General features: G+C 62.6%; 22 protein-coding genes. 6 read left to right on the forward strand and 16 right to left on the reverse strand.

Going from position 1 to position 25,825, the window contains the following annotated elements:
• Positions 1-29: 29 nt before the first annotated feature.
• Positions 30-1,307, reverse strand: coding sequence for an aminotransferase class V-fold PLP-dependent enzyme (locus HX805_RS12575; protein WP_003208551.1), 1,278 nt, complete (start codon positions 1,305-1,307; stop codon positions 30-32).
• A 27-nt stretch (positions 1,308-1,334) separates the two neighbouring features.
• Entirely contained in the window at positions 1,335-2,684 is a 1,350-nt protein-coding gene (gene pvdM, locus HX805_RS12580) for a pyoverdine-tailoring dipeptidase-like protein PvdM (protein ID WP_008434503.1), read from the reverse strand.
• Positions 2,685-2,836: 152 nt separating this feature from the next.
• Between pvdM and HX805_RS12585 the strand changes: the two genes are divergently transcribed.
• Complete coding sequence (locus tag HX805_RS12585) at positions 2,837-4,465, forward strand: PvdJ/PvdD/PvdP-like protein (RefSeq protein ID WP_177116900.1); 1,629 nt, start codon at positions 2,837-2,839, stop codon at positions 4,463-4,465.
• 44 nt (positions 4,466-4,509) lie between these two features.
• Here HX805_RS12585 and HX805_RS12590 read toward each other — a convergent pair whose 3' ends face one another.
• The 3 genes from HX805_RS12590 to HX805_RS12600 are packed head-to-tail and all read right to left on the reverse strand — an operon-like array spanning position 4,510 to position 9,070.
• The gene (locus HX805_RS12590; RefSeq protein WP_177036776.1) at positions 4,510-5,919 is read right to left on the reverse strand and encodes an efflux transporter outer membrane subunit; all 1,410 of its coding nucleotides are present in this window, start codon (positions 5,917-5,919) and stop codon (positions 4,510-4,512) included.
• A 7-nt stretch (positions 5,920-5,926) separates the two neighbouring features.
• The gene (locus HX805_RS12595; RefSeq protein WP_177081677.1) at positions 5,927-7,897 is read right to left on the reverse strand and encodes a MacB family efflux pump subunit; all 1,971 of its coding nucleotides are present in this window, start codon (positions 7,895-7,897) and stop codon (positions 5,927-5,929) included.
• On the reverse strand, positions 7,898-9,070 hold the full coding sequence (locus HX805_RS12600; RefSeq protein ID WP_008434499.1) for an efflux RND transporter periplasmic adaptor subunit: 1,173 nt from the start codon (positions 9,068-9,070) through the stop codon (positions 7,898-7,900). It abuts the gene before it with no gap.
• Positions 9,071-9,326: 256 nt separating this feature from the next.
• Here HX805_RS12600 and HX805_RS12605 point away from each other — a divergent pair, with 256 nt between their 5' ends.
• The 4 genes from HX805_RS12605 (at position 9,327) to HX805_RS12620 (ending at position 13,393) form a co-directional block, all read left to right on the forward strand.
• Positions 9,327-9,809 carry a sigma-70 family RNA polymerase sigma factor gene (locus tag HX805_RS12605; protein ID WP_032899291.1) on the forward strand — a complete coding sequence of 161 codons (483 nt, stop codon included), beginning with the start codon at positions 9,327-9,329 and terminating at the stop codon, positions 9,807-9,809.
• Between the two features lie 127 nt (positions 9,810-9,936).
• Complete coding sequence (locus tag HX805_RS12610; protein ID WP_177041542.1) at positions 9,937-11,274, forward strand: lysine N(6)-hydroxylase/L-ornithine N(5)-oxygenase family protein; 1,338 nt, start codon at positions 9,937-9,939, stop codon at positions 11,272-11,274.
• 68 nt (positions 11,275-11,342) lie between these two features.
• A complete protein-coding gene (locus HX805_RS12615; RefSeq protein ID WP_003208568.1) occupies positions 11,343-12,563 on the forward strand; it encodes a putative DNA modification/repair radical SAM protein in 1,221 nt (406 codons plus the stop codon).
• Positions 12,560-13,393, forward strand: coding sequence for a TIGR03915 family putative DNA repair protein (locus HX805_RS12620; RefSeq protein ID WP_003208569.1), 834 nt, complete (start codon positions 12,560-12,562; stop codon positions 13,391-13,393). The genes HX805_RS12615 and HX805_RS12620 overlap by 4 nt, the downstream gene beginning before the upstream one ends.
• 119 nt (positions 13,394-13,512) lie before the next feature.
• On the opposite strand, the gene HX805_RS12625 is transcribed toward HX805_RS12620, so the two are convergent.
• From HX805_RS12625 to ctlX, 7 genes are all read right to left on the reverse strand, one after another.
• On the reverse strand, positions 13,513-14,010 hold the full coding sequence (locus HX805_RS12625) for an Lrp/AsnC family transcriptional regulator (protein WP_003208571.1): 498 nt from the start codon (positions 14,008-14,010) through the stop codon (positions 13,513-13,515).
• Positions 14,011-14,022: 12 nt separating this feature from the next.
• Positions 14,023-14,868, reverse strand: coding sequence for an ABC transporter ATP-binding protein (locus HX805_RS12630; RefSeq protein ID WP_003208573.1), 846 nt, complete (start codon positions 14,866-14,868; stop codon positions 14,023-14,025).
• Positions 14,869-14,871: 3 nt separating this feature from the next.
• The gene (locus tag HX805_RS12635) at positions 14,872-15,585 is read right to left on the reverse strand and encodes an ABC transporter permease (protein ID WP_003208574.1); all 714 of its coding nucleotides are present in this window, start codon (positions 15,583-15,585) and stop codon (positions 14,872-14,874) included.
• Positions 15,582-16,283, reverse strand: coding sequence for an ABC transporter permease (locus tag HX805_RS12640; RefSeq protein ID WP_087694493.1), 702 nt, complete (start codon positions 16,281-16,283; stop codon positions 15,582-15,584). Before HX805_RS12640 ends, HX805_RS12635 begins: the two co-directional genes overlap by 4 nt.
• A 160-nt stretch (positions 16,284-16,443) precedes the next feature.
• Positions 16,444-17,223: an ABC transporter substrate-binding protein gene (locus HX805_RS12645; protein ID WP_003212870.1), complete on the reverse strand. Its 780-nt coding sequence runs from the start codon at positions 17,221-17,223 to the stop codon at positions 16,444-16,446.
• Between the two features lie 356 nt (positions 17,224-17,579).
• Complete coding sequence (locus HX805_RS12650) at positions 17,580-18,626, reverse strand: ornithine cyclodeaminase (protein ID WP_087694492.1); 1,047 nt, start codon at positions 18,624-18,626, stop codon at positions 17,580-17,582.
• Between the two features lie 11 nt (positions 18,627-18,637).
• Positions 18,638-19,564 carry a citrulline utilization hydrolase CtlX gene (gene ctlX / locus HX805_RS12655; RefSeq protein WP_177116901.1) on the reverse strand — a complete coding sequence of 309 codons (927 nt, stop codon included), beginning with the start codon at positions 19,562-19,564 and terminating at the stop codon, positions 18,638-18,640.
• Positions 19,565-19,848: 284 nt separating this feature from the next.
• Here ctlX and HX805_RS12660 point away from each other — a divergent pair, with 284 nt between their 5' ends.
• Positions 19,849-20,745: a GNAT family acetyltransferase gene (locus HX805_RS12660; RefSeq protein WP_008434482.1), complete on the forward strand. Its 897-nt coding sequence runs from the start codon at positions 19,849-19,851 to the stop codon at positions 20,743-20,745.
• 139 nt (positions 20,746-20,884) lie between these two features.
• Here HX805_RS12660 and HX805_RS12665 read toward each other — a convergent pair whose 3' ends face one another.
• The 4 genes from HX805_RS12665 to HX805_RS12680 all read right to left on the reverse strand — a co-directional run bounded on the left by HX805_RS12665 (position 20,885) and on the right by HX805_RS12680 (position 25,825).
• Positions 20,885-21,904, reverse strand: coding sequence for a branched-chain amino acid aminotransferase (locus tag HX805_RS12665; protein ID WP_003212864.1), 1,020 nt, complete (start codon positions 21,902-21,904; stop codon positions 20,885-20,887).
• Between the two features lie 195 nt (positions 21,905-22,099).
• The gene (gene lpdA / locus HX805_RS12670; RefSeq protein ID WP_177116902.1) at positions 22,100-23,479 is read right to left on the reverse strand and encodes a dihydrolipoyl dehydrogenase; all 1,380 of its coding nucleotides are present in this window, start codon (positions 23,477-23,479) and stop codon (positions 22,100-22,102) included.
• A 3-nt stretch (positions 23,480-23,482) separates the two neighbouring features.
• Positions 23,483-24,766 (reverse strand): dihydrolipoamide acetyltransferase family protein, encoded by a 1,284-nt coding sequence (locus HX805_RS12675; RefSeq protein ID WP_102369558.1) that lies wholly within the window; start codon positions 24,764-24,766, stop codon positions 23,483-23,485.
• Complete coding sequence (locus HX805_RS12680) at positions 24,767-25,825, reverse strand: alpha-ketoacid dehydrogenase subunit beta (protein WP_003212859.1); 1,059 nt, start codon at positions 25,823-25,825, stop codon at positions 24,767-24,769. It abuts the gene before it with no gap.

Here is a 25,825-nt window from a genome sequence, read left to right on the forward strand (position 1 = left end):
GAGCATCTCGCTGAAATGAAAAAGAGGCGTCACAACCGTTGGCTCAGCAACGTCATGAAGCGCTGGATCTCGGCCGATGTGTTGAGCAGGCCCGGGGAAGTGCGAATCACCGGGCCGGCGTCCCGATATACCGAGTCGATCACTACCCGGTTTTTCATCATGTGGGCGGCCACGTCGCGGCTGTCCTGGCCGTTGACCCGGAAGAAGGTGAAGCCTGCCGACAACTCGCTGCTGCGGGGTGTCACCAGCTCTATCTTCGAGTGCGCCAGCAGTTGGGTCTTCAGTTCGTCGTTGAGCTGATGAATGCGTGCCTGTACCTGCGGCTTGCCCAACTGCAAGTGCAGCTTGAAGGCTTCATCCGCAGCCCAGCGATGTTCAAAGGCGTGGTAGCCGCCGGGTGTCATGGTGGTGGCGAAGTTGGTGTCTTCGGAGAAGGTCGGCACCATCGGTGTCACGTCGGTGTTCTGCTCCGAGCGGGCGCAAATGATCCCGGTGCCCCGCGGGCCGAACATCCACTTGTGGGTGCCGGCAATGAAAAAGTCGCAATGCATGTCCGGGAAGTCGAGGTTCTCGACGCCAAAGCCATGCACACCATCGACCACGTAGAGGATGCGGTCCTTGTCGTCACGGTTGCGGTTGTGTTCATCCACCAGCTTGCCGATCGCGCCGATCGGCAGCTTGACGCCGCTGCCGGATTGCACCCAGGTCATGCCGAGCACACGGGTATTGGGGCGGATATTGCGCTCGATAGAACCGAGCACTTCATCGACGGACACCGAATGGGCGCTCTCGAACAATTTGATCTTGCGTACCTGGGTGCCTTCCTTGCGTACCCGGAAATCGAGGCTGTAGGCGGTGGCGTAATGTTCGTGAACAGTGGTGAGGATTTCCTGGTCGGGGCGTACCTGGATCCCGCCGTAAATCATCGCCAGGCCTTCGGAGGTGCTGCCGGTCAGGGCTATCTGGCCGGGCCTGGCATTCAGGTAGCGGCCGGCCCATTCGCGCACCTGGCCTTCACGCTTCCATGTCTCTTGCAGGTCCCAATCCATGGCCAGGCCGGGGTTGCGGTCGATCTGCGCGCGGTAGCGCTCGATGGCCTCACGCACCGGCTTGGGGTGCGAGGCCACCAGGAAATTCGAAAAGTGCAGGTAGTCCGGGTCCTGGGTAAACAGTTGGCGAAAGCCTGCCCAAGGGTCGCCAGGTGGTGCCGCATTGCCTGCCAGTGCCTGGGGGATGATGGCAGTGCCCAGCGGCAGGCTCGCGGCGAGAAGCCCGGCCTGCTTGAGAAACGTACGGCGGTCGGTCATGAATTCACTTCATTCATTGAGGGTGGTTCAGCGGTTGGCCAATGGCTTGGCAGCTTTTTGTACCTGGTCCCAGACCCGCAGGAAGTTGCCTCCCCAGAGCTTGGCGATATCGGCTTCGGAGTAGCCGCGCTGGATCAGTTCCGCAGTCACGTTGCGCACTTCGCCGACGTTCTCCCAGCCCTTGAGGCCGCCGCCGTCGTTGAAGTCCGAGGCGATGCCGACGTGGTCGATGCCAACCTTGCGCACGGTGTAATCGATGGCATCGCCCAAGTCCTTGAGGGTGGCCTTGGGTTCTTCTTCGAGGATGGCGTACAGCGCACTGGCGTATTGGCCAAACTTTTGTTCTGGCCAGGCCGAGATGATCGGGTCGCCGGGCATCAGGGCTACGGCCAGGTTGGGCAGTGGCGGCAGGTCGAAGCGCGCGCGCAACGCGTTGAGTTTGTCCTGGGTGGGCTGGCTGAGGGGGCGCAGGTAAGCTGGGAAGCCCACCACCTGAACGACACCGCCGCTGTTCTTGATCAGTTGCAGTTCCTTGTCGCTGAGGTTGCGTGGTATGTCCACCGACGCCCGTGGCGCCGAGTGGGAGGCCACCATCGGTGTGCGGCTCAGTTGCGCAACTTGCTCCAGGGCCTTGGTGGACATCTGCGAGACATCAATGATTACCCCCAGGTCATTGAGGCGATGCACGGCTTGCTTGCCGATATCCGAGAGGCCGTCGAGGGCATCGGGTGAGTCATTGAAAAACGGCAGTGGGCGTGACGAGTCCGACCAGGCGTTGTTGCCGATGTAGCTGAAGCCGAACATGCGCATGCCGCGCGCGGTCCACAGGTTCAACTGATTAAGGTCATCACCCAGCGGGTAGGCGTTGAGCATGCTGATAAAGATCGCAAACTTGCCTTCGCCATGCAGACGCCGGAAATCATCCGGGGTGTAGGCAATGCCCACTTGGTTGGGGAAGTCGCGAACCATGCCGGAGATGATCTTGTAGCGAGTCTCCTGCTGGTGGCGGGCTTCTTCGACAAAACCCGCGGTGGGCTTGTGGGGCGCATTGGGGCCGTTCCACATTTCCGGCCAGCCGAAAATCGTCAGGGCTGCACCCGACAGGCGCCCCCGGCTGGCCTTGGCCAGGTCGAACTGGCCGCTGCCGTCCTTGTCGGCTTCGTTGCCGGCGGTACCAAAGTTGAGCGGCACGGTGATGTGACTGTCGAACGACAGCAGGCGGTCCTGCATCTCATTGGCCTGCTTGATTACCGCCAACGGGTACCCGGCATTGCCCCTGAACCAATGGTCCCAAGCCAGGAACCCGGCCCCGGCGCCAATGGCCAGGACCAGCGGCAGGCCGAAGTACAACGCCTTTTTCGAACGTGGTTTTGTCATTGCCATCTCAGTCAGTTGAGGCCTTTGCTATCTGGGATGAACGAGCGATGGGCGGGAAAATTTAAGCCTGGGAGGCGCGGTGCTAAATTTCCCCTGTCAGCGAACGTTCTAGCTTGGATAAAGCCTGCTTGATGGCTGACACAGGTAAAGCAATGACGATTTCTCGACGAGGGTTCATCGCCGGCTTGGCGCTGACTGGCGCTGCAGTGCCTGCGGCCTTTTATGCCCATCGCGAGCTGACGCGTGAAGAGTTTCCGATTACCCCGGGCGAAGCCACGGTGGATCTGGCAGACACCGCCGGCCAGCATTTGGCGGACAGCCTGCGTGGCGTTTGGCATGTGCAGTTGGCAGGCCGCGATGCCGGTCTGAAAGGCCTGCCCCTGGAAGGCCTGGAATTGCTCCTCGACGTTGCCCCGCGTGGGCGTGGCCTGCGGGGCTACCTCGACACTGGCGAACAACTGCGTGCCGACGGCGAGCCGCGCTATCGTGTGTTGGGTGACCTGACTCCCGGAGACGGGGCGCATCTGTACTGGCGCCTGATCGACCGCGATGTCGTGGACGGGGCTCCGGCCTACGAGTTCACAATGACCCTTGATGAAGTCTGGGCCGAATTCGGTAACGCCGGCAGCGGCACCCTGAGTGGGCAGATCCTCAGCCTGGACCGCCCATTGGCCCTGCTCGAACGGGACAATCATTTTGTCGCCACCAAGCGGCTGTTTCCCGAGGCGCGTGAGCGCATCGGTCTCAACCCGGTTCTATTGGCCTGGTTGATTGCTCCCGAACATCGCCTGTTTCACCAGCTCTGGCACGCTTCCCGTGACCAGTGGCACAAACTCTCCGAAGACAAGCGTAATGCCTTGCGGGGGATCGGCTGGCAGCCTGGTCCGCGTGACCGGGAGCGCGATGCACGGGGGCCGCGCAAGGATCGCAACGGTTCGGGCATCGACTTCTTTTTCATGCATCGGCACATGCTGGGCGCCGCACGTTCGATGCAGGACTTGCCATCGTGGACGTACTTCCCTCAGCCACAGCCGGGGCTGGAGCGTGATCGCCAGGGGTTTGTCCGCTATTTCGACAATCATGACGGTTTCGCGTTGCCGCCTACCTGGATGGCGGCGAATGACAGTGCGTATACCCAGTGGGTCAGCGATATCAAGGCGGCCGAGACTTACCACAGTAACTTTGAGGTCTGGGAGTCGCAGTACCGCGACCCGCGCTACCTGGCGAAACTCACCTTGGGGCAGTTCGGCTCGGAGGTGGAGCTGGGCCTGCACGACTGGCTGCATATGCGCTGGGCCTCGGTGCCGCGGGACCCGTCCAACGGCGCGCCGGTGCCTTTTGCACGGGACCCGGCTGACTTTGCCGCGCGTTGGTACGTGGCAGAGAATGACTTCCTTGGAGATCCGTTTTCTTCTCACGTGAATCCGGTGTTCTGGCGTTTTCATGGTTGGATCGATGACCGCATCGAGGATTGGTTTCGTGCCCATGAGCGTTTTCATCCGGGTGAAGTGAGCCGGCTGGAAGTCAACGGCGTGCCCTGGTTTGCGCCGGGGCGCTGGGTGGAGGTGGATGACCCGTGGCTGGGGCCGGACACCCATGGTTGCAGCACCACGCCGGGGTTGCAGATGGGCAAGTCGATGGAGATGGACCCGGAGACCATGAAGCTGGCGCTGCGGATTACCTTCGGGGCGGATGAGGACAGGCTGGCCGGGCTGTTTCGCAAGGTGCCGAAGCGTCCCTGGTACGCGCGCCATTTGAAGGTCAAGGAGCGGGTGCTCTAAAGCGCGCCGCTCAACGGTGGGGGCCGGGCAAGCCCGGCTTTCATTCAGTTGATTGTGCTTGCTGGCACCTGCCAGCCGCCCCCCAGTGCCTTATACAATGCAATGCTTGCGTTCAGCCGCGATCGGCGTAATTGCACATTCATGTCCTGCGCCGCATATAACGTGCGCTGCGTCTCCAGCACCGTCAGCAAGTCCTCCGCACCGGCTTCATAGCGACTCTGGGCAATCTCGAAGGCAGTCTGCGCCTCCCTCAGTTCCTCGCTCTGCCACTGACGCTGCGCATCCAGCCCGCGAATGCTGCTCAGGGCTTTTTCCACATCGGCAAAGCCATTGATGATCGCTCCCCGGTACGTCTGCAGCAGCTCATCCTGACGCGCCCGGGCCTTGTCCCGCTCGGCGCTCAGGCGGCCATTGTTGAAGATCGGTGCGACCAGGCCGGAAGTGAGGTTGTAGAACGGGCTGCGCACTACGTCGGCGAGCTTGTTGGCACCCGAGCCAAGGTCGGCACTGAGGGTGAGGGTGGGCAACATGGCTGCCCGGGCGACGGTGACGTCTGCCTGGGCTGCTGCCAGCCGGGCCTCGGCACTGGCGATGTCGGGACGGCGGCTGAGCAGTTGGCTGGGAACACCGGCGGCGATGCCCGGCCAGTTCAATTGGGCGAAGGGTTGCGGGGCCAGGTGCAGGTCCTGCACCGGTGTGCCCAGCAGTGCCGCGAGGCTGATCAAGGCCTCGTCGGCCTGTTGCTGTGCCAGCGGCAGTTGGCGTTGTTGTGCGGCCACGAGGCTTTTTTGCTGGGCCAGTTCCAGGGCGGTGGCGGAGCCTGCATCGTGGCGAGTCTGCACCAGCTTCAACACGTTTTGGGCGTTGTCCAGGTTGAGTTGGGCGATGCGCAGTTGCTCACGCAATGACAGCCACTGGGTATAGCTGGTCGCAACACCGCTGAGCAGGGTCAGTTCCACGGTGGCCTGGTCGAACTCGCTGGCGCGCACCTCTTCCACGGCGCTGTCCCGGGCGGCGCGCTTGCCACCCCAGAAATCAATTTCGTAAGTGGCGCTCAGGCGCGCATCGAAGTAATCCACGGCCTTGTTGCTGCTGGTGGCATCCAGCTGGCTGTAGCCCTTGCCCCGCAGCAGCTTCTGGCGGTTTGCATTGAACGCGCCGGTGAGTTCAGGCAGCAACGGTGCGCCGGCTATCACTGCGCTGGCCTGGGCCTGGCGCACCCGGGCCATGGCGCTGGCCAGGTCGTAACTGCCGCTGCGGGCCTGTTCGATCAGTTGGTTGAGCTGGGGGCTGTCGAAACTTGTCCACCATTGCTGGTTGGCCCGCAGCGCCGTTGCGTCGTTTGCACTGTGCCAGGCGGGCGGTGTTTGCATGCCTGCGTCCGGACGCGGTGCGGGGCTGCTGCAGGCGGCCAGCAGCAGGCTGGCGGCGAGGAGGGTCAGGGACACTTTCATAGGGCGATCATTCACTGGTAAGGGCCTTGACCGGGTCAAGTCGAGCGGCTTTGCGGGCCGGCATGAAACCGAAGATAACGCCGGTGACCAGGGCGCAGAAGAAGGCTCCCACGGCGGCCGGAATCGAGAACGCGACGGCCACGTTGCTGAGGATGAGTACGCCACCTACCAGCAGGGCCAGGCCGATGCCGGTGAGGCCACCGACCACCGAAAGCATCACCGCTTCGGTGAGGAACTGGCGCAGGATATCCCGCTGCCGCGCGCCGGTGGCCATGCGGATGCCGATCTCCCGCGTGCGCTCGCGTACGGTCATCAGCATGATGTTCATCACGCCGATACCGCCCACCAGCAGCGAGATCGCGGCAATCGAACCGAGCATCAGCGACAGGGTGTTCTGGGTCCTTGCTTCGGCCTGGATCATGGCGGCATTGTTGGTCAACTCATAGTCACGCTTGCCGTTATGCAGGCGCAGCAATAACTGATCGATGGCTTTTTCTGCCTCGCGTACATTGCGTGCATCGGCGGCGGCGATCACCACGTATTCGGGGTTGTAGCTGCCAAACAAACGCACGCTGGCGGCGGTGTAGGGGATGGCGATGCGGTCGTCGCTGTCTTTATCTCCGGAGCTGGAGCCTTTTTCCGCCAGCACTCCCACCACCTGGAATGGCACGTTTTCGATCAGGATGTATTGGCCGATCGGATTGAGGTTGTCCTTGAACAGTTTGGTACGCACCCGGTTGCCGATCACGGCGACGGTGGCGCCGGAGCGCTCATCGGCTTCGGTAAAGTAGCTGCCCTCGGCCACGGGCCAGTTGAAAATCGTCGGGAAGTTAGTGTCGTTGCCACCGACATACGCCATATGGTCGACGTTGCCAAAGCGCACCCCGGCCTCTGCGCCGTTCACCGGCATGATGCGCTTGACCTGAGGCAGGGCTGCCAGGGCGGCCACATCGTTAAGGGTGATCACGCCCCGCGGTGTACGCGGGTTAGGCGCCGAACCACTGACGTAGAGGATATTGGAACCGAAAGCGCCCATCTGCGCCATCACCTGGCGCTTGCTGCCTTCGCCCACCGCCAGCATCACCACCACCGACGCCACGCCGATGATGATCCCCAGCAGCGTCAGCGCCGTGCGAAAACGGTTGATCCACATCACCCGCCACGCGGCTTGCACGGCATCCAGCAGCTCGGCTTTCCAGGCGCCGTTGTGCTCGGCGCCATCGGCCAGGCGCTGGCGCAGGTCCACGGCTTGCAACGCGCCGGAGATGGCCACGGGGGCCGTCTCGCTGGTGTCGGCAGAGTCGCTGATGATCAGCCCGTCGCGGATCTCGATGATGCGATTGGCCCGCGCCGCGACTTCGCGGTCGTGGGTGATCAGGATGACCACGTGGCCCTGGCTGGCCAGTTCGTCCAGCAGGGTCATGACCTCGGCGCCGCTGTGGCTGTCGAGGGCGCCGGTGGGTTCGTCGGCGAGGATGATATGCCCGCCGTTCATCAACGCCCGGGCAATCGACACCCGCTGTTGCTGGCCGCCGGAAAGCTGGTGCGGGCGGTTGCCGGTGCGCTCGGCCAGGCCCAGGCGCGTGAGCAGGGCCTTGGCGCGGGCATGGCGTTCGGCGGCGCTGATGCCGGCATAGATCGCCGGCATCTCGACGTTTTCCTGGGCCGAGCCGGATGGGATCAAGTGATAGCCTTGGAACACGAAACCGAAGGCCTCGCGGCGCAGCCAGGCGAGTTCGTCGCTGTCGAGTTGGGCGACGTTCTCTCCGGCGAACAGGTAGTCGCCCTCGGTGGGGCGGTCGAGGCAGCCGAGGATATTCATCAGCGTGGATTTGCCGGAGCCGGAGGCGCCGACAATCGCCACGAATTCCCCGGCATGGATCGCCAGGTCGATGCCGCGCAGCACATCAACCTGCGGCGTGTCGCCGCCGCCGTAGGATTTGCGGATGCCCTTGAGTTCGATCAGTGGGGTCGACATTCAACCTCCGCTGCCATCGGCCGGGCCGATCAGCAGGTGATCGCCTTCGTTCAGGCCTTCCAGCACCTGGACTCGCAGGCGGTCGCTGAGGCCCAGGCGGATTTCGCGTTGCTCGATGCTGCCGTTTTTCGCCACCACGCGGGCGATCTGTTTGTCGCCGCCGAGGCTGCCTTGCAGGGCGGCGACCGGCGCGGTCAGGGTGTCCCTGGCCTGGCCGGCGACGAAGAATACCTGGGCGGTCATTTCCGCCATCAAGGCGTTATCGGTGTTGTCGACGTCCAGCAGCACCGTGTAAAGCACCACTCGCCCGGTGCCGCTTTTGCTGGCGCTGCTCGGGCTGCCACCGCCCTGGCTGGTTTCATTGAGCGGCTTGGGCGGGATCGGCAAAATCTGCCGCACGGTGCTGGTCCAGCGTCGGCTGCCGCCGCTCAGGGTGGTGAAGTAGGCCGTCATGCCGGGTTTGACATGGCCGATGTCGGCTTCCGAGACTTCGGCCCATACGGTCATCGGCGAAAGCTTGGCGATCCGCAGGATCAGCGGGGTTTGCTGCTGGGCGTTGAGTGTCTGGCCTTCCCGGGCGTCCACCGCGACCACGGTGCCGCTCATTGGCGCATAAATGCGCGTGTAGCCCAACTCTGCCTCGTCACTGCGCAGGCTGGCCTTGGCCTGGCGAATCTGCGCCAGGAACATGTCGACCCGCGCCTGGGTGGCGCTCAGTTCGGCCCTGGCAGTTTGCACGTCTTCTTCCCGGGTGGCGTTACCGGCTTCCAGGCGTTGCTGGCGCTGGTACTTCTGGCGGGCCAGTTCGTGCTGGGCCCGTTGCTCCTGCAACTGGGCCTGCAGGTTCTCGATGGCATAGCGGCTGGCGTCGAGCTTGGCTTTTTGCGTGGAGGGGTCGATCTCTACCAGCAATTGGCCTTCCTTGACCTGGGCACCGGCCTCGACATGAATCTTCTGGATCTGTCCGGACGCCTGGGCGCCCACGTCGACGTAGCGCCGGGGTTGCAGGGTGCCCAGGGCGGTGACGCTGCTTTCGATATCGCCCCGGGTCACGGTGACGGTCGCCAGCTTGTCCCGGCCCGGCGGCAGGACCTGCCAGGCAGCTAAAGCGATGACGGGGATCAGGCACGCGACCACAAGCAGGGCGCGTCGGGCAGGTCGAGGACGTTTCATGCAGAGTTCCAGCCAGGAAAGATCGGCCCGCAGGAGCGGGAAGCTGACAGGTAGACGAGGAAATTGTCCGGGGATTTAGGCCGTTACATATGCCGTTACAGGTGTGTCAGGCAAAATAATTGGCCGGCGTTGCAAGTCTTGTTTAAAACTAGATGAGAATTACTATAAATTACACGCACCTCAAACTGCCATCATCGAATCGGCCGTTATCTTCGTACTCAAAGGACCTAATGCCGCCTACAGGCGGTCGGGAGTCATGTTGGAAAACTACTATCGCGAGCTGGTGTGTTTCCTCAACGCCAAGCTGGGCAACCGTCAGGTGGCCGAAGATGTGGTGCATGACGCTTATGTGCGGGTGCTGGGGCGTGCCAGCGAGGTCCCGATCGAGCAGCCCCGGGCGTTTCTCTATCGCACGGCGCTGAACCTGGTGATCGACGGTCATCGGCGCAACGCCCTGCGCCAGGATGAACCCCTGGAAGTACTCGACAGCGAGGAGCGTTTTTCGCTGTCTTCGCCCCATCACTGCCTGGACCACGGCCAGCGCCTGGAAATGCTTGAGCGCGCGCTGGCCGAGCTGCCGGCGCTCTGCCGTGACAGTTTCCTGTTGCGCAAGCTCGACGGCCTGTCCCACCTGCAAATCGCCGAGCGCCTGGGTATTTCCCGCGCGCTGGTGGAAAAACACATCGTCAATGCCATGAAGCATTGCCGGGCGCGCATGCGTGAGTGGGATGCGCACTGATTCCAGCGTTAGCTAAATTTTATTTCATTGTCCTCGTCTCCTATCAACACACGACCTGTTGCTGTGCCTTCAGGTCTCTGAGGCTTTCCCGCCCCACTGCCACGGGGCTTATCCAGAGGACACTGGAATGACACAGGCAATTGCATCGCCCGCCGTTCACGACCTGATCGGTATCGGGTTCGGCCCTTCGAACCTGGCGCTGGCCATCGCCCTGCAGGAACGCGAGAAAGCCCAGGGCAAACTGGACGTGCTGTTCCTCGACAAACAGGCCGACTACCGCTGGCACGGCAACACCCTGGTCACCCAGAGTGAATTGCAGATTTCCTTCCTCAAGGACCTGGTGACCCTGCGCAATCCCACCAGCCCTTATTCCTTCGTCAATTACCTGAAGGCCCACGGGCGCCTGGTGGATTTCATCAACCTGGGTACCTTCTATCCGTGCCGCATGGAGTACAACGACTACCTGCGCTGGGTCTCCGGGCAGTTCCAGGCGCAAAGCCGCTACGGCGAGGAAGTGCTGGCCATCGAGCCGATCCTGCATCAGCAGCAGGTAGAGGCGCTGCGGGTGATTTCCCGGGACGCCCAGGGTGAACAGCACGTGCGCACCACCCGCTCGGTGGTGGTCAGCGCCGGTGGTACGCCGCGTATTCCGGCGTCGTTCAAGGCGCTCAAGGATGACGGTCGGGTGTTCCATCACTCCCAGTACCTGGAACGCATGGCTCAGCAACCGTGTGTCGACGGCAAGCCGATGCGCATCGCGATCATCGGTGGTGGCCAGAGCGCAGCCGAGGCGTTTATCGACCTCAACGACAGCTTCCCGTCGGTGCAGGTCGACATGATCCTGCGCGGCTCGGCCCTCAAGCCTGCGGATGACAGCCCGTTCGTCAACGAAGTGTTCTCGCCGGAGTTCACCGACCTGGTGTTCCAGCAGAACGGCAGCGAACGCGAGCGCCTGGTCAACGAGTACCACAACACCAACTATTCGGTGGTGGACCTGGACCTGATCGAGCGCATCTACGGGATCTTCTACCGCCAGAAAGTTTCCGGCATTGCCCGTCACGCGTTCCGTACCCTGACCACCGTGGAAAAAGCCACGGCCGGGCCGCTGGGTGTGGAGTTGGCGCTGCGCAACAACGCCACCGGCGAAACCAGCCTCAACCATTACGATGCCGTCGTACTGGCCACCGGTTACGAGCGCCAGATGCATCGTCAGTTGCTCGCACCGTTGGCCGACTATATGGGCGACTTTGAAGTCAGCCGCGACTACCGCATCGTCACCGACGAGCGCTGCAAGGCCGGCATCTACATGCAGGGCTTCAGCCAGGCCAGCCATGGCCTGAGCGATACCTTGCTGTCGATCCTGCCGATCCGTGCCGACGAGATTGCCGCGTCGCTGTACGAGTACGACCGCAGCCGCGGCAAGAGCCGTTCGGTGCAGGACGTGTTGCTGGCCACCGCCAGCTGACAGGCTGCACTTGAACCGCGGGGGCGGCTGCTGATACTGTACAAAAAACCAGTATCGGTAGAAGCCCCATGCAGTTGATCGAAAAACTCAGCATCCTCGCCGACGCCGCCAAGTACGACGCGTCCTGCGCCAGCAGCGGTGCGCCCAAGCGCAGCTCGGAAGGCAAGGCGGGGCTGGGTTCCACCGATGGCATGGGCATCTGCCACAGCTACACGCCCGACGGTCGCTGCGTGTCGTTGCTCAAGGTGCTGCTGACCAACTTCTGCCTCTACGACTGCCAATACTGCGTCAACCGCCGCTCCAGCGACGTGCCCCGTGCACGCTTCAGCCCGGAGGAGGTGGTGACCCTGACCCTCGACTTTTACCGGCGCAACTGCGTCAGCGGGCTGTTTCTCAGCTCCGGCATCATCCGTTCGGCCGACTACACCATGGAGCAGCTGGTGCGGGTCGCCAAACTCCTGCGCGAAGAGCATGACTTTCGCGGCTACATCCACCTCAAGACCATTCCCGAAGCCGACCCGGCACTGATTGCCGAGGCGGGGCGGTATGCCGATCGCCTCAGCGTGAATATCGAGTTGCCAACGGACAAGAGCCTGCAAACCCTGGCGCCCGAGAAGCAGATCGTCTCGATCAAGCAGGCCATGCAAACCATCTATACCGGTGAGCAGACCGTGCTCAACGAACCCCGCGCGCCGCGTTTCGCGCCGGCCGGGCAGAGCACGCAGATGATCGTCGGCGCCGATGACACCGACGACAGCACCATCCTCCACAGCGCCGAGGCGTTGTACGGCAATTTCAAACTGCGCCGGGTGTATTACTCGGCGTTCAGCCCGATCCCCAACAGCCCGAAAAGCGTGCCCCTGGCCGCGCCGCCGCTGATGCGCGAGCACCGCTTGTACCAGGCGGATTTCCTGTTGCGCAGCTACGGGTTCAGCGCCAATGAACTGTTTGAAGGGCCGGGCGACCTGGCCCTGGATATCGACCCCAAGCTGGCCTGGGCGCTGGAGCACCGCGAGGTGTTCCCGCTGGACTTGAACCGGGCCGAGCCGACGCTTATTGCGCGCATTCCCGGAATTGGCCTGCGCACCACCCAGCGGCTGGTGGACCTGCGTCGCCAGCGCAAGATCCGCTTCGAAGACCTGGCGCGCATGCGGTGTGTGCTGACCAAGGCCAAGCCGTTTTTCATCACCAGCGACTACCACCCGCAGCAAGCGGAAAGCACCAGCGTGCTGCTGCGCGAACAACTGCGCGACCGCCCGCAGCCGCAGCAAATGGGGCTGTGGGGATGATCAGCCTGGAATGCGACAACCTGTTCAGCACCTGGCGCGAGCAGGCGCGCTGGTTGCTCAGCCATCAGATCGACCCCAGCCACGTGAGTTGGGGCGTGGCCGAGGTGGCGGACCTGTTTGCCACCGACGAGCAGTACCCGGCCGAGTGCGGGCCGTTCCAGGCGCGGATTCCCAAGGCGCTGCTGGAGCTGCTGGAGTCTGCCGCGTGTTATCACGGTGAACAGCGCTGGAGCCTGTTGTATGAGGTGCTGTGGCGCGTCAGCCATGGGGACCGCACGGCGATGATGTCGGGGGACAAGCTGGGCAGCGAATTGCAGCGGCGGATCAAGCAGGTGCAGCGCGAGGCCCATCACCTGCATGCGTTTGTGCGGTTTATCGCATTGCCGGCAGAGGCGGGGCCGCAGTTGCCGGAGTACGTGGCGTGGCATGAGCCGGCCCACGATATCTTGAAGGTGGCCAGCCAGCATTTTGTCGGGCGCATGGGGCGTCATCGCTGGATGATCGCCACGCCCCTGGATGGGGTTTATTACGACGGGGAGCAGTTGATTCACCAGCGGCAATGCCCAGTGGAATGGCAGGCGTTGGCGCAGAATGTCGAGGATCCCCACAGTGCGATGTGGTTGACGTACTACAGCCATATCTTTAACCCGGCGCGGTTGAATCCGAAGGTGATGGAAGGGCATTTGCCGAGCCGGTTCTGGAAGAATCTGCCGGAGGGCAAGTTGATTCCGGGGCTGATCAGCGAGGCGCGCACGGGCAAGCAGCGGGATGGGCAGGCGAAGATGATTGGGGCGCGTCCAGGCAAGCGAATTTCAAGCGGGCACGGTTAAATGTGGGAGCGGGCTTGCTCGCGAATGCGGTGTGTCAGCAGCACATCCAGCGACTGATACACCGCATTCGCGAGCAAGCCCGCTCCCACATTTGATCTCTATTGCCTGTAGGGGCGGATTCAGGCCAGTTCGGTGGCGGTGTTTTTTACGACCGCCAGCTCGGGATGCGCCACCAATTTATCGATGTGCAATTCATCATTGTTCAGCCAGGTTTCCGTCAGCACGCGGTAGTGCTCCATGTCCCGGCAGCGCATGCGCAGGCTGTAGTCGAACGGCCCGCTGATCAACTGGCACTCGAACACTTGCGGGCAGGCTTTGACACATGCCTCGAACGCCTTCTGCGCCGAGCGCCCGCTCTGGTTGGAGAGGGCCACCAGCACCAGCAGTGACAGCCCCGGCGAGACCATCTGCACGTCGATGATCGCCCCATAACCCCGGATGACCCCGCGTCGTTCCAGCTTGCGTACCCGTTCCAGGCACGGCCTGGGCGTCAGGTGCACCAGCGACGAGAGTTTTTCGTAGGTGATGCGTCCCTGGTGCCGTAACACGTCGATGATGGCTTCATCGATGCGGTCCAGCACAGGTGAGGCGTTCGGTCCGGTGGCCTTGGTATCCATGGTGTGTGGTGTTCACTTCAATCGGTTGGAAAGAAATTGCTGCAAGCGTTCGCTGTTCGGCTGGTCGAGGATTTCGGCTCCGCCTTGTTCCTCGACGCGGCCCTGATGCAGGAACAGCACTTGGCTGGACACCTGGCGGGCAAAGCCCATTTCGTGGGTGACCATGAGCATGGTACGACCTTCCTCCGCCAACGTCTGTATGACTTTGAGCACTTCTCCTACAAGTTCAGGGTCGAGGGCCGAAGTGGGTTCGTCGAACAGAATGATCTCCGGTTCCATCGCCAGGGCCCGGGCGATGGCCACGCGCTGTTGCTGGCCGCCGGAGAGGAATGCCGGGTATTGGTCCGCCACCCGGCCCGGCAGGCCGACCTTGTCGAGGTACAGGCGTGCGCGTTTTTCTGCCTCGGCGGCGCTCACCCCCAGCACCCGGCGCGGCGCCATGGTGATGTTTTCCAGCACGGTCATGTGGCTCCACAGGTTGAAGTGCTGGAACACCATGGCCAGGCGGGTGCGCAGGTTCTGCAATTGCGCCTGGTGCGGCGCGCGCGTGCCGGCGCGGCCTTGCTGCATTTCGATGCTGATGCCATCGAGAGTGATAACCCCGGCGTCCGGCTGTTCGAGGAAGTTGATGCAGCGCAGCATCGTGCTCTTGCCGGAGCCGCTGGCGCCGATCAGGCTGATCACGTCGCCGTTGCGCGCGTTCAGTGAAACGCCCTTGAGCACCTCATGCTCGCCATAGCGTTTGTGCAGGCCTTCGACCTGGAGTTTGACGTTGGCGTTTTCGGCCACGGCGACCGGCTGGGTAGCGGGGCGTACATCGGTGGGATAAGCGGCCAGGGCCTGCGCGGACTGATTCATGGGTTAGCCTCGGGTAGGAACAAGAAAACGCATCCAGCGACGTTCGGCCAGTCGAAACAGGCCCACCAGTGCAAAGGACAGCAGCATGTACAACAGGGCAGCGATGCCGAAGGCCTGGAACGTCAGGAACGTCTCGGCGTTGGCGTCGCGGGCCACCTTGAGGATGTCGGCAATGGTGGCGGTGAACGCCAGGGACGTGGCGTGCAGCATCAGGATCATTTCATTGCTGTAGGCCGGCAGTGCGCGACGCAGTGCGGCGGGCACTACCACAAACAGGTTCAGGCGCCAGCCATGCAGGCCGTAGGCCTTGGCGGCTTCGATCTCTCCGTGGGGGATGTTGCGAATCGCCCCGGCAAAGATTTCCACGGTGTAGGCGCACGTGTTCAGTACAAACGCCAGCAGCGTGCAGTTCAGTGCATTGCGAAAAAACTGGTTGAGCAGGGCGTTGTCCTGCACCACGTCCAGGCCGTAGAGGCCGGTGTAGCAAATCAGCAACTGGATATACAGCGGCGTGCCGCGAAACAGGTAGGTGTAGACCTCCACTGGCCAGCGAATCCAGAAGTGTTCCGACACCCGCGCGATCGCCAGCGGGATCGACAGGATGAAGCCCAGCACCACCGAGATAATGAACAGCCACAGGGTCATCGCCACCCCGGAAAAGCCGTTACCGTCGGTGAACAGGTAGGCCAGGCCGTATTGCTGGATCAGTTCGATCATCGCGCCATCCCCTTGATGCCCACGTTGTAGCGCCGTTCCAGGCGTTTGAAGATGCGGTTGGAGAGGGTGGTGATCACCAGGTACACCAGGCCCGCGAGGATCAGGAAATACAGCGGGTCATTGGTGGTCTTGCCGGCGTTTTGTGCGGCCTTGACCAGGTCTGACAGGCCGATGATCGACACCAGCGCGGTGGACTTGAGCAGCACCAGCCAGTTGTTGCCCAGGCCCGGCAGGGCAAAGCGCATCAGTTGCGGGAACAGCACCAGGCGAAAGCGCTGCCAGCGGCTCAGGCCGTAGGCGGTGGCGGCTTCGAGTTGGCCGGCGGGCACGCTGAGAATCGCCCCGCGAAAGTTTTCGGTGAAATACGCACCGTAGATAAAACCGAGGGTGATGACACCGGCGGTGAACGGGTCGATTTCGAAGTAGGCCCAGCCGAGCATTTCACTCAGGTCGTTCAGCCACAGTTGCAGGCTGTAGAAAATCAGCAGGATCAGCACCAGGTCCGGCACGCTGCGAATCAGCGTGGTGTAGAGCGTGGCCGGAACCCGCAGCAGCTTGACGCTGGAGAGCTTGGCGGCGGCGGCGAGCAGTCCCAGAGACAGGCTCAGCAGCAGCGCCAGGAACGCCAGCTTGACCGTCATCCAGGCACCCTGGGCCAGCAGCGGGCCGAAGCCTTGCAAGTTGAGGAGTTCATTCATGGGAAGTATCTCGATGGGGCGCAGAGTTTTACGGTGGGAGCGAGCTTGTGTGGGAGCGGGCTTGCTCGCGAAGACAGAGTTTCAGTCAATACATGTGTGACTGACCCACCGCTTTCGCGAGCAAGCCCGCTCCCACACAAGCTCGCTCCCACATGAGGCGTCACTCGTTGTAGATATCCTGATCGCCGAAGTATTTCTTCTGGATCTGTGTGTAGGTGCCATCGGCCTGGACGGCGGCGATGCCTTTGTTGATCAGCTCCACCAGGTCCTTGTCGTTCTTGCGCAGGCCCATGGCGATGTCGAGCGGCAGGGTCGGGTCCTTGAAGGCCGGGCCGGTCTTGAAGTCGGCGCCTTCAGGTTTGGACAGGAAGTTGAGCTGGGCTTCAAGCTTGTCGGTCAGGGTGGCGTCGAGACGACCGTTTTGCAGGTCGGCGTAGTTCTGTTCCTGGGACTGGTACGCCTTGATCTGCGCGCCGAGCTTGGCCAGGTGCGCACGGGCGTAGGCTTCCTGCAGCGAGCCTTGCAGCACGCCGACCTGTTTGCCTTTCAGGGATTCGGGGGTGTCGCCGAAGTCGGCGCTTTTGCGGGTGATCACCGAGGTCGGGCTGAGGAACAGCCGGTCGCTGAAGTCGATGACTTTCTGGCGGGCCGGGGTCACGGCCATGGAGGACATGATGGCGTCGAACTTGCGGGCGCGCAGGGCCGGGATCATGCCGTCGAATTCGTTGTGGACCCACACGCATTTGACTTCCAGCTTGGCGCAGATGGCGTTGCCCAGGTCGATGTCGAAACCTTGCAGGCTGCCGTCGGCGGCGACGGATTCAAACGGTGGGTATTCGGGGAAAACCCCAAAGCGGATTTCTTTCCATTCCTGAGCCTGGGCAGCGGTTGCGGCCAATGGCAGGAGCAGCGCAGCGAAAAGTGATCGGAGCGGAGTCATGTGTATTCCCTATATTTTGTAATTGATGTCAGGGCAGTAGAAAACGGGACGCTAAGGTGAAGAGGCTTTTTGTGGCGAGGGAGCTTGCTCCCGCTGGGCTGCGCAGCGGCCCCAAAATCCTGGGAGCGCTACGCACTCCAGCGGGAGCAAGCTCCCTCGCCACATTGGGCTGTTTGTTGTCAGAGAGAATGCTTCAAGATGGTGCATTTTTTGTGTCGTTTACCCCTGCCGCGGCGGGCGGAATGTGCTGTTAAAACGCGGGTCACAGCGGAAACGGCTGCGGCACCCGCTGAATCGGCTTGTTGACCGGGTTTTTCCTGCCTGCCTTTCACGCAAAGCGGCAGGCCAGAGCGGTCTCAGGCGCGCTTTTTCTGCTGTGCCACCGGTGCTTGGGCCAGGCGGGCAAACAGGTCCTTGGGGTCGGCAAGGTCCGGCACCAGTTCCAGTTCGCTGCCCACGTCCAGCGCCGTGGCCACGTCCAGTACGTAACGCAGGGCGGAGTAGTCTTCGATGGCAAAACCTACCGAGTCGAACAGGGTGACCTGGCGCGCGTTTTCGCGGCCTGGCGCCTGGCCGTTGATCACTTGCCACAGCTCGGTGACTGGCGAATCCTCCGGCATGTGCTGGATCTCGCCTTCGATGCGGCTTTGTGGCTCGTACTCGACAATCACGCGGGCCCGTTCGACGATTCGTCGGTCCAGTTCGGTCTTGCCGGGGCAGTCGCCACCGACGGCATTCAGGTGCATGCCCGGTTCGATCATCTCGTCCGTGAGGATGGTGGCGTAGGCCTTGTCGGCGGTGACGGTGGTGACGATGTCGGCGCCTTTCACGGCTTCGGCAACGCTGCCTGCCAGGATCACCTTGATCGCCGGGAAGGCTTTGAGGTTGGCGGCCAGTTTGGCGGTGGCCTTGGCGTCGATGTCGAACAGGCGGATTTCAGTGATGCCCAGCATCGCGTGGAAGGCCAGGGCCTGGAACTCACTCTGGGAGCCGTTGCCGATCAGCGCCATGCTGCGGCTGTTGTCCCGGGCCAGGTAGCGCGCCACCAGGGCCGAGGTGGCGGCCGTGCGGATCGCGGTGGTCAGGGTCATTTCCGCCAGCAGCACCGGTTTGCCGGTGTCCACATCACCCAGGGCGCCGAAGGCCATGACGGTGAGCATGCCGCTCTGGGTGTTTTTCGGGTGGCCGTTCACGTATTTGAAGGCGTACAGCGACGCGTCGGACACCGGCATCAGCTCGATCACGCCCTCGGGGGAATGGTTGGCCAGGCGCGCGCATTTTTCAAAGTCCTGCCAGCGCAGGTAGTCGGCGCGGATGTACTCGGCCATCTCGGTAATGCAGGTTTGCAGGCCTTTTTGCGAAACCAGGTAGCTCAAGTCGTTGACGTCGATATAGCGGGTCATGGGAAGACTCCTTATTGAAATGAGGGGCGGGCGGGCAGATGTACTTCCGCCAACATGCAGCGGGCACTGCCGCCGCCGATGCGTTCGATGTTGTCGATGTTCACCACCACCGGCCGGGTGTGGCGTTCCACGTGCTGGCGCTGGGCGGGCTTGAGCGAGCCCCAGGCGCTGGCCGACATCACCAGCAGCGGCTGGCCGTCGCGGTCATGGACTTCGAGCATGTTGCCAGCGAAGGCTTCCAGCTGGTCGAAGTCCAGGGCGACGATGTCTTTGCCGGTGTCCCGCAGGGAGCGTTCAAGGGCCTGGCGCTCGTGGTCATCGGGCAGGGCTTGCAGGCACACCACGGAGAGGTCGCGGCCGACACTCATCATTACGTTGCTGTGGTAGATCGGCCCGTGTTGGCGGTCGACGGCGTGGAATACGCAGACCTGGTAGTCAAGGCGTTCGGCGAACTGGCGCAGGGCATCCTGATGGGTCCGCCCGGAATGGCAGGCGTAGCTGATGCGGTGCTGGCGGTCGAGGACCATGCTGCCGGTGCCTTCGAGGAACATGTTCTGTTGTTCGAGGTGGCTGAAGTCGATGGTGTTGTGGATCGCGAAGCGTTGCTCCAGTACTTGCAGTACGCCTTTGTCGCGTTCCAGTCGTCGGTTCCGGCCTTCCATCGGGTACAGCACCAGGCTGCCGTCGGCGTGGCTGCTCCACCAGTTGTTGGGGAAGATCGAATCCGGGGTATGGGGAGCGGGGGTGTCTTGTACCACCAGCACTTCCACGCCGTGGTGGCGCAGGGTGTCGACGTAGCCGTCGAACTCTTCCAGCGCTTTCTGCTGTGCCGCCAACGGGTCGAGGGGCGCACGCTGGAAGCGGTTGTTGATCGCGGTGTCCGGGTTGAAGGCGAAGTGCGCCGGGCGGATCATCAGGACAGTGTTGGTGGTTTGCATGGGGGCACGGGTCCATGGGGTGGGCAGTGAGGCTATTTTGTGCGGTGTGAAGGAAGAATCCCGGCTGAACTGAGGGGGTGGCTCAGCCGGGAAAGCTGAAAAGTGGGGTGGGGCAGCCGAATCGGCTGTGGAGGTGAGTGGAGATCAAAATGTGGGAGCGGGCTTGCTCGCGAAAGCGGTGGGTCAGTTAATAAATTCGGTGGCTGATACACCGCCTTCGCGAGCAAGCCCGCTCCCACATTGGTATTGTGTTGCCTGAGGTTTTTTGTCTGGATGGAGAAACCATGCCCACTGAAGTTCGTCTCGCCCAAACTACCGATGCCGAGGGCATCAGCCAGGTCATCCTGGCGGCCCTGCATGACAGCAACGCCCGGGATTATCCGGCGGATGTGATTGCGCGGGTGGCGAGCAACTTTACTCCCGAGGCTGTCGTGGCGTTGCTCGCGCGTCGAACGGTGCTGGTGGCCATTCAGGATGAGGTGATCGTTGCCACGGCGGCACTTGACGCCAATGTGGTGCGCTCGGTCTTCGTCAATCCGGCGCTGCAAGGGCAGGGCATCGGGCGCTTGCTGATGATTGAAATCGAGCTGCGTGCCCGGGAAGCCGGGGTGACCTTGTTGCATGTGCCGTCTTCGCTGACGGCCGAGCCGTTCTACACCAAGCTGGGTTTCCACACGGTGCGCGATGTCTACCATGGCAATGAACGCACGCTGGTGATGGAGAAGGCGTTGTCATCCCGCCATCCCATCGGCGTCTATCGCGATCGGGCCCATCGGGCGCAGGTGGTGGCGTTGTGGCAGGCGGCGTTTGGTTATGACGCGGCGCATAACCTGCCGAGCCTGGCGATCGACAAGAAGCTGGCGGTCAACGATGGGTTGTTCTTCGTGGCCACCGACAAGAAGGCGGTGATCGGCACTATCCTCGCCGGCTACGACGGGCATCGTGGCTGGTTGTATTCAGTGGCGGTGCACAACGACTATCGCCGCCAGGGCCTGGGCGCCTCGTTGGTGCGGCATGCGGAGCAGGCGTTGACGGCGCTGGGTTGCATGAAGATCAACCTGCAGATCACCAGTGGCAATGACGCGGTGATGGGGTTTTATGAGGCGCTGGGTTATGGCGCGGAGCCGCGGATCAGCATGGGCAAGAAGATCCTGGAAAACATCCCGATGGATAAGGCCTGAAGCCCGGTTTTCCAAGCACTGAAAGCAAATGTGGGAGCGGGCTTGCTCGCGAATGCGGTGGATCAGCCAATAAATCTGTCGACTGACACTCCGCTTTCGCGAGCAAGCCCGCTCCCACAGTTTGGTTTTGCAGTGTTGCTTAGACCTTGACGATCCAGCCCTCAGGCGCTTCGACGTCGCCGGACTGTACGCCAGTCAGCTCTTTGTAGAGCTTCTGGGTGACCGGGCCGACTTCTTTTTCGCTGTAGAACACGTGCAGCTTGTCTTTGTACTCGATGCCGCCGATCGGGGTGATCACGGCGGCGGTGCCGCAGGCGCCGGCTTCCTTGAAGTCCGACAGCTTGTCGATCAGCACGTCGCCTTCAACCACTTCCAGGCCCAGGCGCGATTTTGCCAGCTCGATCAGCGACAGGCGGGTGATGCCTGGCAACACCGACGGCGAGTTCGGGGTGACGAACTTGTTGTCGTGGGTGATCCCGAAGAAGTTGGCCGAGCCGACTTCTTCGATCTTCGAGTGGGTGGCCGGGTCGAGGTAGATGCAGTCGGCGAAGTTGGCTTTTTTCGCCAGGGAACCGGGCATCAGGCTGGCGGCGTAGTTGCCACCGACCTTGGCTGCGCCGGTGCCGTTGGGAGCCGCACGGTCGTAGCCGGAGATCAGGAAGTTGTGCGGGGTCAGGCCGCCCTTGAAGTAGGCGCCGACCGGGATGCAGAAGATCGAGAAGATGAATTCCGGCGCGGTGCGCACGCCGATGTTGTCACCGGTGCCGATCACGAACGGGCGCAGGTACAGCGCGCCGCCGGTGCCGTACGGCGGGATGAACCGCTCGTTGGCGCGGACCACTTCCTTGCAGGCTTCGATGAAGGCGTCGGTCGGCACTTGTGGCATCAGCAGGCGGCCACAGCTGCGCTGCATGCGCGCGGCATTCTGGTCGGGGCGGAACAGGTTGATCGAACCGTCCTTGCAGCGGTAGGCCTTGAGGCCTTCAAAGCATTGCTGGCCGTAGTGCAGGGCGGTGGAGCCCTCGCTGATGTGCAGCACGTTGTCGTCGGTCAGGGTGCCTTTTTGCCACTCGCCGTCTTTCCAGGTCTGGAGGAAACGCTTGTCGGTCTTGATGTAGTCAAAACCCAGCTTGTCCCAATTGATGCTTTCGTTACCCATGACACCCTCTATCTTTTGTCAACCGCCTGGTCGAAGGCAGGCTTATGGTTTATTTCTGGATGGGCGCAACAATACTTCATTCTTGGCTTGTGTGGGAGCGGGCTTGCTCGCGAATGCGGCGTGTCATTCGATGCATTCGGTGCTGATCCACCGCTTTCGCGAGCAAGCCCGCTCCCACATTTGAACTTCGCCATTTTATAGATGCAATGCATGCCCCAGGGCCCGCAGGGCTGCTTCCTGTACCGCTTCGCCGAGGGTCGGGTGGGCGTGGATGGTGCCCGCCACGTCTTCCAGGCGTGAACCCATTTCCAGGCTCAGGCCGAAGGCCGTGGACAGTTCCGAGACGCCAACGCCTACCGCCTGCCAGCCGACGATCAGGTGATTGTCGCGGCGCGCCACTACCCGCACGAAGCCGGTTTTCGACTCCAGGGTCATGGCCCTGCCATTGGCGGCGAACGGGAAGCTCGACACGATGCAGTCCAGCCCGGCTGCCTTGGCCTCGTCCGGGGTCTTGCCGACCACTACCAGTTCGGGGTCGGTGAAGCACACCGCCGGGATCGCGGCCGGGTTGAATTCGCGGGATTTACCGCTGATCAGTTCGGCGACCATTTCGCCCTGGGCCATGGCCCGGTGGGCGATCATCGGTTCACCGCTGAGGTCGCCGATGGCCCACACATTGCGCATGCTGGTCTGGCAGCGGCTGTCGATCTTGATCGCCGAGCCGTTCATGTCCAGGTTCAAGGCTTCGAGGTTCCAGCCCTGGGTGTTGGGTTTGCGACCAACGGCAACCAGCACCTGGTCGGTTTCCAGCGACAGCGTCTCGCCGCTGGGGTCGCGCACTTGCAGGGTATTGTTCTCGAAACCGGTGACGCTGTGTTTGAGGAACACCTTCACCCCCAGTTGCTTCAGGGATTCGGCCACCGGTTGGGTCAGTTCGGCGTCGTAGGCCGGCAAAATCCGGTCCTGGGCCTCAACCACGCTGACCTCGGCACCGAGCTTGCGATAGGCAGTCCCCAATTCCAGGCCAATGTAGCCGCCGCCCACCACGATCAAGCGTTTCGGGATGCGTTTCGGCGCCAGGGCTTCGGTGGAGGAGATGATCGGCCCGCCAATCGGCAGCATCGGCAGGTTGACACTTTTCGAGCCGGTGGCCAGCAACAGGTGTTCACACTGGATGCGCTGGTCGCCGACATCGACGGTCTTGCCGTCCACGACCTTGGCCCAGCCCTGAATGACCTGGACCTTGTGTTTTTTCAGCAGCGCGGCTACGCCGGTGGTCAGGCGGTCGACGATGCCGTCTTTCCATTCAACGCTTTTGCCGATGTCCAGGGTCGGCACATCGACTTCGATACCCAACGGCGAACCCTGGCTGTGGTGCACGGTTTGCTGGAACTGTTCGGCGACATGGATCAGCGCCTTGGACGGAATGCAGCCGATGTTCAGGCAGGTGCCGCCCAGCGATTGGCCTTCCACCAGGATGGTCGGGATGCCCAGCTGGCCGGCGCGAATCGCTGCCACGTAACCGCCAGGCCCGCCGCCGATGATCAGCAGCGTGGTGTGCAATGTTTGAGACATGGGTTACTCCAGGAACAGGCTGGCGGGTTGTTCGAGCAGGCCACGGATGGCCTGGATGAATTGCGCCGCGTCCATGCCATCGACCACCCGGTGATCGAAGGAGCTGGAGAGGTTCATCATCTTGCGGATCACAATCTGGCCCTTGATCACCATCGGCCGCTCGACAATGCGGTTGACCCCGACGATGGCCACTTCCGGCAGGTTCAGCACCGGGGTGCTGACAATCCCGCCCAACGCACCAAGGCTGGTCAGGGTGATGCTCGAGCCCGACAGCTCATCGCGACTGGCCTTGCCATTGCGCGCCGCATTCGCCAAGCGATTGATTTCTTGCGCCGTGCCCCACAGGTCGCGGGCTTCGGCGTGACGCACCACCGGCACCATCAGGCCGACATCGCTCTGGGTGGCGACACCCACATGCACCGCGCCGAGGCGGGTGATGACCTGGGCTTCGTCGTCATAACGCGCGTTGATCTGCGGATAGTCGCGCAATGCGACGACCATGGCCCGCACCAGGAACGGCAGCAGGGTCAGCTTGCCGCGGGTAGCGCCGTGTTTCTCGTTGAGGTGCACGCGCAACTCATCGAGGGCGGTGACGTCGATCTCTTCCACATAGCTGAAATGCGCGGCGCGCCGGGTGGCGTCCTGCATGCGCTGGGCGATCTTGCGGCGCATGCCGATCACCGGGATTTGCTGCTCGTCGTTGCGTTCGGCGTACGGGTTGGAGGCCCCGGAATTTTTCGCCGGACCCTGGAGCAAGTAAGCGTCCAGATCTTCATGCAGAATCCGGCCGGCCGGGCCGGAGCCCTGGACCAGTCGTAGCTGGATGCCAGCATCCAGCGCATGTTTGCGCACGGCCGGGGAGGCCAGCGGGCGGTCATCGGCCTCGCGGGCCACGGGCGCTTGCGCAGCCGCCACCGCAGGTTTGGCTGCCGGCTTGGGTTCAACCACCGGCGCGGCCCTGGCTTCGACTTTCGGTGCAGGAGCCGGTGCCGGCGCGACCTCTTCAACCACCGCCGACAACGCCGACTCCCTGGTATTGCCCGCGCCTTCCACTTCGATACTGATCAAAACACTGCCCACCGCCATGACTTCCCCCGGCTCGCCGCCGAGGGAAATCACCTTGCCGTGCACCGGCGACGGAATGTCCACCATGGCCTTGTCGGTCATCACGTCCGCCAGCACCTGGTCTTCTACCACCAGGTCGCCGACCTTGACGTGCCATACCGACAATTCAACTTCTGCGATGCCTTCGCCAATGTCCGGCATCTTGATAACGTGCGTGCCCATTCAGACCTCCATAACCCGATGCAAAGCCGCGCCCACACGGGTCGGGCCAGGGAAATACGCCCACTCTTGCGCGTGGGGGTAGGGGGTGTCCCAACCGGTGACGCGCTCGATCGGCGCTTCCAGGTAGTGGAAGCAATGCTCCTGCACCAGCGCCACCAGCTCGGCGCCGAACCCACAGGTACGGGTGGCCTCGTGAACGATCACGCAACGGCGGGTTTTCTTCACGGAATTGACGATGGTTTCCAGGTCCAGCGGCCACAGGCTGCGCAGGTCGATGACTTCGGCGTCGATGCCGGTTTCTTCGGCGGCGACTTGCGACACATACACCGTGGTGCCGTAGGTGAGGATCGTCACGTCCTTGCCCGGGCGGGCGATGGCGGCCACGTCCAGCGGCACGGTGTAGTAACCGTCCGGCACTTGCGCTTGCGGATGCTTCGACCATGGGGTTACCGGGCGGTCGTGGTGGCCGTCGAACGGGCCGTTATACAGGCGCTTGGGTTCGAGGAAGATCACCGGGTCATCGTTTTCGATAGAGGCGATCAGCAGGCCCTTGGCGTCGTAAGGGTTGGACGGCATCACCGTGCGCAGGCCGCAGACCTGGGTGAACACCGCTTCAATACTCTGGCTGTGGGTCTGGCCGCCGTAGATGCCGCCGCCGCAGGGCATGCGCATGGTCAGCGGTGCAGTGAACTGGCCGGCCGAGCGATAACGCAGGCGGGCGGCTTCGGAAATGATCTGGTCGGTGGCAGGGTACACGTAGTCGGCGAACTGAATCTCGGCCACCGGCCGCAGGCCATAGGCGCCCATGCCGACCGCCACGCCGACGATCCCGCTTTCGGAGATCGGTGCGTCGAACACCCGCGAGGTGCCGTACTTGTTCTGCAAGCCTTCGGTGCAACGGAACACGCCGCCGAAGTAACCGACGTCCTGGCCGAACACCACCACATTGTCGTCTCGCTCAAGCATCACATCCATGGCCGAGCGCAAGGCCTGGATCATGGTCATGGTCGTGGTGGTCATGGCGGTTTCCAGCTCGATATTGTTGTTGTGATCGTTCAT

It is taken from the genome of Pseudomonas sp. G5001, assembly GCF_013385475.1.
In the GTDB taxonomy this organism is placed as follows: domain Bacteria; phylum Pseudomonadota; class Gammaproteobacteria; order Pseudomonadales; family Pseudomonadaceae; genus Aquipseudomonas.